Here is a 1590-nt window from a genome sequence, read left to right as displayed (position 1 = left end):
ACAGCTTCTTCGACCACGGCGGCCACTCCCTCCTCGCCGCCCGCCTCACCCACCGCATCTCCACCACCCTCGGCGTCACCCTCACCCTCCGCGACGTCTTCCAGCACCCCACCCCCGCCACCCTCGCCCGCCTGATCGGCGCGGCCTCCGGCGGGCCCGTCCTGCCCCCGCTCACCCGGACCGAGCCGCGGCCCGAGAGGCTGCCGCTGTCCTTCGCCCAGCAGCGCCTGTGGCTGGTGGCCGGGCTCGGGGGCGAGGGGACCGCGTACAACGTCCCGATGGCGGTCCGCCTGGAGGGCGATCCGGACGTCGACGCGCTGCGGGCCGCCTTCGGCGACCTCATCGCCCGTCACGAGCCGCTGCGGACCCGCTTCGCCACGGCGGACGGGGAGCCGTACCAGGTCGTCGACCCGCCCGCGGCGCCCTCCTTCACGCTGCGGAACGTCGCGCCCGAGGAGCTGGACGAGGCCCTGCTCGCGGAGTCCCGGCACTCCTTCGACCTGGCCGGCGAACACCCGCTGCGGGTCTGGCTCTTCCGGAGCGGCGAATCCTCGTACACCCTGCTGGTCCTGCTGCACCACATCGCCACCGACGGGCTGTCGCTGGGCCCGCTGTTCGCGGACCTGTCCCGTGCCTACGCCGCCCGGCTCGCCGGGGACGCCCCGGAGGCCGCGCCGCTGCCCGTCACGTACGCGGACTACGCCCTGTGGCAGCGCTCGGCACTCGCGGGGCGCCCCCTGGAGGACCACCTCAGCTACTGGAAGACGGCGCTGGCCGGCCTGCCGGAGGAGCTCGGGCTGATCCACGACCGGCCGCGCCCGGCGGTGGCCGGGATGCGGGGCGGAGCCGTGCCCGTCGACTTCGGTACCGAACTGCACAAGCGGGTCGTGGAGTTGGCGCGGACCGAGCGGTGCACCCCCTTCATGGTGCTGCAGGTGGCTCTCGCCGGCATGCTGACCCGGCTGGGGGCGGGGACGGACATCCCGCTCGGCTCCCCCGTGGCAGGGCGGTCCGACGAGGCACTGGCCGACCTGGTGGGCTTCTTCGTCAACACCCTGGTGCTGCGCACGGACACCTCCGGCGATCCGAGCTTCCGTGAGCTGCTGTCCCGGGTGCGCGCCGCCGACCTGGACGCCTTCGCCCATCAGGAGGCCCCCTTCGACCTGGTGCTGGAGGCCGTGAACCCGGTGCGCTCCCTGGCCCGGCACCCGTTGTTCCAGGTCTGCCTGGCGCTCGAATCCGGTGCGGCGACGACCCCGGAGCTACCGGGCCTGCGGGCGGGCGCGGCGGAGCCGCTGGCGACGGGCGCGGTCAAGTTCGATGTGGAGTTCCTGCTGCGCGCCCATGAGGACACCGGCTTGACGGGTGCGGTGCTCTACAGCTCGGACGTGTACGAGCGGGCGACCGTCGAGCGCATGACGGCCATGCTGCGGCGCACCCTGGAGCAGGTGGTGGACCGGCCCGAGCTGCCGTTGTCGCGGGTGGAGCTGCTCGGGGAGGCCGAGCGCCGGCAGGTACTGGAGGAGTGGACCGGCTCCCGCGCCGACATCGGGGAAGGGACCCTGGCGGAACTCTTCGAGGAACAGGCCC

1 protein-coding gene is annotated in these 1590 nt (G+C 74.0%); it reads left to right on the top strand.

Annotated elements, in window-relative coordinates:
* The coding region (locus ACLJTM_RS34585) for a condensation domain-containing protein (protein ID WP_411107793.1) at positions 1–1590 on the top strand (1590 nt) is incomplete at both ends.

Source organism: Streptomyces sp. cmx-4-9 (assembly GCF_046548835.1).
In the GTDB taxonomy this organism is placed as follows: Bacteria; Actinomycetota; Actinomycetes; order Streptomycetales; family Streptomycetaceae; genus Streptomyces.
This window is presented reverse-complemented; position numbering and strand designations above follow the sequence as displayed.